This is a genomic window from Halomonas sp. BC04 (genome assembly GCF_000568385.1).
Genome location: NZ_AZQX01000150.1, coordinates 1 through 8,258 on the forward strand (window position 1 = coordinate 1; position 8,258 = coordinate 8,258).

At 62.6% G+C, this 8,258-nt stretch carries 5 protein-coding genes and 2 pseudogenes; 5 read left to right on the forward strand and 2 right to left on the reverse strand.

What is annotated here, in order from left to right; all coding sequences use genetic code 11:
• The coding region (gene rpsU / locus Q427_RS30025) for a 30S ribosomal protein S21 (protein WP_081785940.1) at positions 1-176 on the reverse strand (176 nt) is incomplete at its 3' end.
• A 389-nt stretch (positions 177-565) separates the two neighbouring features.
• Here rpsU and Q427_RS28785 point away from each other — a divergent pair.
• Both Q427_RS28785 and tsaD read left to right on the forward strand, forming a co-directional pair.
• A complete protein-coding gene (locus Q427_RS28785) occupies positions 566-4,261 on the forward strand; it encodes an EAL domain-containing protein (RefSeq protein WP_051496289.1) in 3,696 nt (1,231 codons plus the stop codon).
• A gap of 198 nt (positions 4,262-4,459) precedes the next feature.
• A complete protein-coding gene (gene tsaD / locus Q427_RS10615; protein WP_043513678.1) occupies positions 4,460-5,497 on the forward strand; it encodes a tRNA (adenosine(37)-N6)-threonylcarbamoyltransferase complex transferase subunit TsaD in 1,038 nt (345 codons plus the stop codon).
• On the opposite strand, the pseudogene plsY reads toward tsaD, so the two are convergent.
• Positions 5,494-6,056, reverse strand: a pseudogene (gene plsY / locus Q427_RS10620) (glycerol-3-phosphate 1-O-acyltransferase PlsY). The gene tsaD and the pseudogene plsY sit on opposite strands and share 4 nt — an antisense overlap.
• 172 nt (positions 6,057-6,228) lie before the next feature.
• Between plsY and folB the strand changes: the two are divergent.
• The 3 genes and pseudogenes from folB (at position 6,229) to Q427_RS10635 (ending at position 8,084) form a co-directional block, all read left to right on the forward strand.
• Entirely contained in the window at positions 6,229-6,594 is a 366-nt protein-coding gene (gene folB / locus Q427_RS10625) for a dihydroneopterin aldolase (RefSeq protein WP_043513681.1), read from the forward strand.
• Positions 6,594-7,103: a 2-amino-4-hydroxy-6-hydroxymethyldihydropteridine diphosphokinase gene (gene folK / locus Q427_RS10630; protein ID WP_043513682.1), complete on the forward strand. Its 510-nt coding sequence runs from the start codon at positions 6,594-6,596 to the stop codon at positions 7,101-7,103. Before folB ends, folK begins: the two co-directional genes overlap by 1 nt.
• A gap of 52 nt (positions 7,104-7,155) precedes the next feature.
• A pseudogene (locus tag Q427_RS10635) lies at positions 7,156-8,084 on the forward strand (exopolyphosphatase).
• The last annotated feature ends 174 nt before the right edge of the window (positions 8,085-8,258 follow it).

Below are 8,258 nucleotides of genomic sequence, written 5' to 3' on the forward strand. Positions count from 1 at the left end.
TTCTTGGCGTGACGCTTCACCGCGGCGGCTGCCTTGCGCTTGCGCTCTGCAGTCGGCTTCTCGTAGTGCTCGCGACGGCGAACCTCGGACAGAATGCCGGCTTTTTCGCAGGAACGCTTGAAACGACGCAGCGCTACGTCAAACGGCTCATTATCACGTACTTTTACAGAAGGCATTAAGCACTCACCTACCTTAAAATGTCTTGAGTTCGGTTTGTACGCACACCCTCTCTGGACGACTCCCGTCATCACGAAATCCAGACCGGCAGCAAGCCACCGATGTCCAGACTACATGAGGATAGCGGAAGCTCTCCTGCCGGATGCACGACCCAGTCCTACAGCGCACAGTATTCTAGACGCCGGAACGAGTCTTTGCAAACGCAGGGTGGTGAAAGGCGAGGAAAGGTTGACCCCGCCCATTGCGCTGGCATTTTGGCTTGCCCCGGACCACCCGCCGGGGTAGCGTTCCATTACGGATTCGTAAAGAATTTTAACAATTTTTGTCGCGAGTGCTGGCCAATGGCGTTTAACGGAGCGCGGGGCAGGGCCATTGCGTGGTGCCACAAATGACCATTCGCAATCTCTTGATTTTTCTGCTGACACTGATGGGACTGCTGATTCTGCTGGGCTCGAGCTGGGAAATTCGCGAGATCCGGGCCAAGTTGAGTGCCGCGCAGTGGGTCCACCAGAGCAACCAGGTGGCTGACCTCTCCCTTCGCGCGAGCGGTGTCATGGCCATGGAGCGCGGAATCACCGCCGCCATCCTTTCTCACCCGACCCAGGCCAGTCCGGACATGATGTACGAGATGGCCCGGCAACGACACGATGTCGATACACTCTATCGTTCCATCCTGGCTGCGGCCTCTGAACTGCCGGGCCTTTCTCGAATCGACGACACTCATCCCTTGCATCGCGGCCTGCAACAACTTGCCCAGCACCACGAGACGATGGAAACGGCACGCGGGCAGGTCGACCGGCGGATCGCCAGCGAGGCTGCGGAACTCGATGAAAGCCAGTGGATCGCTCTGGCAACACGCTATATCGAGGCCTTGTCGGAACTACGCGACGCCACCGGCCACCCCATGCCGGACAACATCTACTCCTACACCACCAATCCGCTGATCAAGGATGCCCTGTTCAATGTCAGCGAGTATGCCGGGCGAGAACGGGCAATCATCGGCTCGGCCATCGCCGGGCAGCGCCCCCTGAGCGGGCCGGAACGAGCGACGCTACTGCGCTATCGCGACATCGTCGAAGCCTCGCTTGCCCGAGTCGAGACCCTGATCCAGCAATTGCCTGACATACCTGCCCTGACAAGGGCAAGAGCCGAGCTGGATGCCAGCTTCCTCGATGAGTACCAGGCCCTTCGCCTTGCCATCTATCAAGCCGACAGTGAAGGCGACGCCTATCCGGTCAGTGCAGCCGAGTGGTACCAGCAAGCCACAGCGGGTATCGGCTCCGTGCTGTCGCTTTCGGAAACCGTAAGCGATCATTTCGGAACCAACCTCGACAGGCTGCGTGACAGCGTCATGCTGTCACTGGCCATGGCGTCCTTCTCCATTCTCACCGCCATAGGCATCTTCGCCTTTGCCGTCTGGTCTATCAGGCGCCGCATCCTCCATCCGCTGCTGCGCCTCGAAACAGCGGTGAGTCATGTCGCCAAAGACTTGAAACAGCCGTTACCGGCGTTTTCCAGTGACGAGATTGGCAGCCTGGCGAAGGCCTTCGAATCTCTGCGCACCAGCCTTGTCGAGGATATCGAACGACGAGAAGCGACCGAGGCAGAGTTGCGAAAATTCTCTCACGCCGTCGAGCAAAGCGCAGACTCGGTCATCATCACCAATCACCACCGGGAAATCGAGTACGTCAACAGAGCGTTCGAGCAGATGCGCGGATACCGTCGAGAAGACATCCTCGGCATGAACGTGCGCCTCTTCAAAAGCCATGAACGCAACCCACCCGAGCTGTACCAGGATTTCCGCGACGCCCTGGAAAACGGCGATACCTTCCGCGCCACACTGATCAACCTGGGCGCCAGCGGCGAGTCGTACTATGAGGAGATTGCCGTTTCACCGCTGTTCGACCCGACTGGCGAGATTACCCACTATGTCGCCAATGGCCGAGACGTCACCGAGCGCATCCATGCGGAGCAGGAGCTCCAGAAGCTCAACCAGGCCATCGATCAAAGCGTCAGCTCTATCGTCATCACCGATGCCAATGGCATCACCGAATACGTCAACCCTCAGTTCACGCGTACCACCGGCTACGCCCCGGAAGAGATCAAGGGCAAGCGCATTCCCCTGCTTGAGCCCGGGCGACTTCCGCGCAGCCAGTACCGCAACCTGCGCAGGACGCTTCAGCAAGGCAAGGTGTGGGAAGGAGAAGTGCTGAACCGGCGCAAGGATGGTGAACCCTATTGGGAGCTGACCTCCATCAGTCCGGTGCGCAACCGCCACGGCATCATCACCCATTTCGTGGGCATCCAGTACGACATCAGCGAACGCAAGCAGATGGAGGAGCAGATAAACCATCTGGCCTTCTACGATAGCCTGACGAATCTGCCCAACCGTTCCCTCCTCGCCCAGCACTTCGACAAGGTGGCAAGCCATGCCCTGCAGCGAGGCAAACGGGTCGGCCTGCTGTCTCTCGATATCAGCCGTTTCCACCTGCTCAACGACAGCCTGGGCCATCGGGTTGGCGACAAGGTGCTGCAGGCGGTCGGACAACGGCTGGCAGAGTGCGCCCGACAGCAGGATATAGTGGCTCGCTATGCGGGGGATGAATTCGTCGTCATCCTGTCCGACGCGCCCGACTCCCAAGGCATCGCCGCCATTGCCCAGCGCATGATCGATGCCGTCTCCCGCCCCCTGACCATCGAAGGCCACGATCTGCGTATCAGCATGCATGCCGGTATCAGCGTGCTGCCCCGGGACGGCCAGGATCTCGCCTCCCTCCTTGGCAACGCCACCACGGCCCAGCACCTGGCAGCGCGGGAGGGGAAGAATACCTATCGCTTCTTTACCGAGGACCTTAATGCGGCGGCCCAGCAGCGCCTGACTCTGGAGCAGGACCTGCGCCGTGCGCTCGAGGACAACGCCCTCGAGCTGCACTACCAGCCCAAGGTGGACCTGGCCACTGGCGAGGTAGTCGGCATGGAGGCCCTGGCCCGCTGGCACCACCCCAGCGAAGGCAACATTTCGCCCATGACGTTCATCCCGATCGCTGAGGATACCGGCCTGATCCAGCCCTTGGGTGAGTGGGCCCTGCGCCAAGCCTGCCTGCAGGGTCGGGCCTGGCAGTTGCAGGGGCTTGGCCGGCTGAATATGGCGGTCAACCTTTCGACCCGTCAACTACAGCAGGTGGACCTGGCCGCCTTGGTCGACAGGGTTCTGGCCGAAACTGGCTTCCCCCCCGAACTGCTTGAGCTGGAGCTGACCGAAAGTGCGGTCATGGAGCGCCCCGAGGAGACCATCAGAGTGCTGAACGAACTGAAGGCCCTCGGCGTGCAACTGGCCGTGGACGACTTCGGGACCGGCTATTCCAGCCTGGCCTACCTGCGCCGCTTCCCCTTCGATACCCTGAAGATCGACCGCAGCTTCATCACCAACATCACCACCTCCCCGGATGAGGCCTCCATCGCCCAGACCATCATCGCCATGGGGCGCGGGCTACGTCTTCAGGTGGTGGCCGAAGGGGTGGAAACCCAAGCCCAGGCCGCTACGCTGCGCCGCCATTGCTGCGACCAACTGCAGGGCTACCTGTTCAGTCGACCGCTGCCGGCGAGGGAGCTGGAGGCCCTGCTGAAGGAAGGGCGACGCATGACGTTGCCCGACAGTAATTCCGCCGCCGACGACCGCTCGCTGCTGCTGATGGATACCGATGCAAAGGCACTTTCCGCGCTGTGTACCCCGTTGCAGAAGGCCGGCTACCGCCCCTTGGCCACCACGCATATCAATGAAGCCTTCGACCTGCTCGCCCTGAACGGCATTCGCGTGGTGGTCGGCGGTTTGCACCTGCCCGAGATGCCGGGCCTGGAGTTCTTCAAGCGCATTCGGGCCCTCTATCCCGACGTCGCCTGTCTCGCCCTTGCCGCTCCGGAAGACACCGCCCAGGTCACCGAGCTCGTCAAGAGCGGCCTGCTCCAAGGCTGGCTGGCAAGCGACTGCCAGGGCGAGGCACTGCTCGCCCAGGTACAGGAGGCCTTCTCACTCACTGCCCTCCCCGTAGTACGCCAAGATGCTGTTCTCGATACCAGCCCCTGAAGCCATGGCCCGGAACAGGAGCGAGTTCCTCGGCGTTGATGACGACACGCTGGCACTATTCTTGTGATCCAAATTACGTTCTTCAGGAAAATGACCGGAGCCATGATGTCGTCCTTGCCCTCGAGAGAACACTAAACCACAGCCCAGCCGGGATCAGTTTGTTAGAATGCCGCTTTATCTCTTCCGCGAGTCCACCCCATGCTAGTACTCGGCATCGAAACCTCCTGCGACGAGACCGGCGTCGCGCTCTACGACACCGAACGAGGCCTGGTGGCCGACGCGCTCTACAGCCAGGTTGCCATGCATGCCGAATACGGCGGCGTGGTGCCCGAGCTCGCCTCGCGGGACCACACCCGTCGGCTGCTGCCGTTGATACAGCAGGTGCTCGACGAGGCCAGCGTCACACGCACCGAGCTGGATGCCATTGCCTATACCGCGGGTCCGGGACTGGTCGGCGCCCTGATGGTGGGCGCCAGCACCGCCCATGGCATGGCACGTGCACTGGGCATTCCGGTACTGGGGGTCCATCACATGGAGGGGCACCTGCTGGCTCCCATGCTGGAAACCTCGCCGCCGGCCTTTCCCTTCGTGGCCCTGCTGGTGTCGGGTGGCCACACCCAACTGGTCGAGGTCCAGGGGCTGGGCAATTATCGGCTGCTGGGCGAATCGGTGGACGACGCCGCCGGCGAGGCCTTCGACAAGGCGGCCAAGATGCTGGGGCTTGCCTATCCAGGCGGCCCACAGGTGGCGAAGCTCGCCGAACTGGGCGACCCCGGTCGCTTTCGCTTCCCGCGTCCCATGACCGACCGCCCGGGGCTCGATTTCAGCTTTTCGGGGCTCAAGACCCATACCCTGACCACCCTGAAGCGGCTGGAGCAGGATGGCGCGCTGGACGACCAGGCCCGCGCCGACGTGGCACGCGCCTTCGAGGAGGCGGTGGTGGATACGCTGGTGATCAAGTGCCGCCGTGCGCTGGATGCCACCGGCCTCAAGCGGCTGGTGATGGCGGGGGGCGTCAGTGCCAATGTGCGCCTGCGGGAACGGCTGGAACGGGAGACCGACAAGCGCAGCGCCCAGGCCTATTACCCGCGCGGCCGCTTCTGTACCGATAACGGCGCCATGATCGCCTACGTGGGCACTCAGCGGCTATTGGCAGGCGAATGTGATGAGACCGGCATCATGAAGGCGGTACCACGCTGGCCAATGGATACCCTTCGTGCACCGACCGGCTACTAGAGCCCCTGTTCGCCGCCGCGCCTGAGGCGCTGGATATTCAGCATATGCCGTGCCAGCACCAGCACGGTAAAGGCCATCACCACGATGACATAGTCCGGCGCCAGCCAGACGCTGGCCAGTGGCGCCAGGCCGGCACTGGCCAGGGAGGCCACCGCGGCGGTGCGCACGCGCCAAGCCAGGACTGCCCAGAGCAGGGCACAACACAACGCCACCCAGGGCGTCAGGACAAGCATCACGCCAAAGGCACTGGCGACGGCCTTGCCGCCGCGAAAACGGTACCAGGGGGGATAGCTGTGGCCCAGCAGCACCGCCAGGCCAACCATGCCCTGGGCCCAGGGCGGCAGCCCAAGCCACAGGGAAAGCCAGAGCACCGGCATACCCTTGCAGGCGTCCAGCAGCAGGGTCGCCAGTGCCAGCCGGCGGCCATGCAATCGCAGCACATTGGAGAAACCCGGGTTACGGGAACCGGCCAGCCGCGGATCCTCAACGCCCGCCATTCGGCACACGCTCAGGCGCCCAGCCAGGAACCGCTGAGATAGCCCAACCCCAGCAGCGGCAGCAGCCATTCGACCGATGTCACCTGTACTTGTCTCCTGCCATACTCATGACTGGATTCTGCCACCCCCGGTCTCGTTAAGACAGGCCATCGTTCTGTCATCCCCCCGACGGCTCACGTACAATCGGGCGCCAAATCGGATGCCCAATGCATTTTCTGCCTACGGGGAGACCCCATGGACCGTGTACTGATCGAGTCGCTCGCTGTGGAGACCGTGATCGGCGTCTATGACTGGGAGCGCACCATCACCCAGCGGTTGCTGCTCGACCTGGAACTGGCCACCGACATTCGCCCCGCCGCAGCCAGTGACGATATTGCCCACACCCTTGACTATGCCGCCATCAGCCAGCGGGTCGCCCGCTTCGCCGACGATCACGATTTCGCCCTGGTGGAAACCTTCAGTGAGCGGCTCGCGGCGACACTGCGTGACGAGTTCGCCATTCCCTGGCTGTGCCTCACGGTGCGCAAACCTGGCGCCGTACCCGCCGCCACCGCGGTTGGCGTTCGCATCGAACGCGGTACCCGGCCAGGGGAAACGTGATGGCCCTGATCAGCGCCAGCATCGGCAGCAACATCGATCGTGAGATTCACGTTCGCATCTGTCTGGATGCCTTGGCGGGTACCTTCGGCAGCCTGGCGGTCTCCCGTGTCTTCGAAAGCGAGCCGGTGGGCTTCGAGGATGGGCGCAACTTCTTCAATCTTGTCGTCGCCTTCGAGAGCGACTGGCCGATCGGCGAGCTTCAGGCCTGGTGCAAGCGCCTGGAGTTCGCCAATGGCCGGCGCAAGGAGAGCCCCAAGTTCAGTCCTCGTACCCTGGACATCGACCTGCTGACGGTGGGGGACCTGACCGGTGAGCATGACGGGGTCGAACTACCGCGAGGAGAAATACTTCAGCACGCCTTCGTGCTGCAGCCGTTGGCCGAACTGCTGCCAGAGGTGCGTCACCCGCGCGATGGTCGTACCTACGGCGAGCTCTGGGCCAGTTTCGATGCCCCCGAGCAGCGCCTGTGGCCTGTCGGATTTAGTTGGCAAGCTCAGACAGTTAGGTAAACTTGGGTAATGCTTCGTAAAGGAGCCCCAATGAACAAGAAAAGGAACCAGAATGTCTGCCAAATTCCGCCTTGTGACACGCAGCGACTTCGACGGCCTGGTATGCGGTGCCCTGCTCAAGCATCTCGACCTGATCGATGACATCCTCTTCGTGCACCCCAAGGACATGCAGGATGGCAAGATCGAAATCAGCGAGCGGGACATCACCACCAACCTGCCTACGTGCCCGGCTGCCACCTGGCCTTCGACCATCACCTGAGCGAGACGCTGCGCAACGAGCAGCGGGCGGACAACCACGTCATCGACCCCGACGCCCCTTCGGCCGCCCGGGTGGTCTGGCGCCACTATGGCGGTCACGATGCCTTCCCCGCCCGCTGGGACGACATGATGGACGCCGTGGACAAGGGTGACTCGGCCCAGTTCAACCGCGAGGAAGTACTGAATCCGCAAGGCTGGGTGCTGCTCAACTTCATCATGGATGCACGGACCGGACTCGGGCGCTTCCGCGACTTCCGCATCTCGAACTACCAGTTGATGATGAAGCTGATCGACTACTGCCGGGAGCACAGTATCGAGCAGATTCTCGACCTGCCGGACGTGCAGGAGCGCATCGAGCTGTATCGGGAACACAGCGACAAGGCCCGGGAGCAGATCAAGCGCTGCGCGGAGGTTCACGGCAACCTGGTGGTCCTCGACCTGCGCGACGAAGAGACCATCTATGCCACCAACCGCTTCGTCATCTACGCCCTCTACCCGGAGTGCAATATCTCCATTCACGTCATGTGGGGGCTGAAGCGGCAGAACACCGTGTTTGCCATCGGCAAGTCAATCCTCGACCGCTCCAGCCGCACCAACATTGGCGAGCTCTGCCTGGCCTACGGCGGTGGCGGACACTACAATGCCGGCACCTGTCAGATCGCCAACGACGAGGCCGATGCGCGACTGCGGGAAATCATCGCCCGCATTCGCGCCGACGGCTGAGACGAAGGAAGTGTCAAAGGCTCGGGCGTTCAGCCGCCCGAGCACCTGCGCGAGAATGGCCCGACGTCGTCGGGCCAGCTCCTCGCCCAGCGCGCCACCCTTGAAACCCTCTTCGACCAGGGTTCTGGGTGACAGCTGGGCGACAGCTCGCCAGGCGCGCCAGAGCCTGTCGGC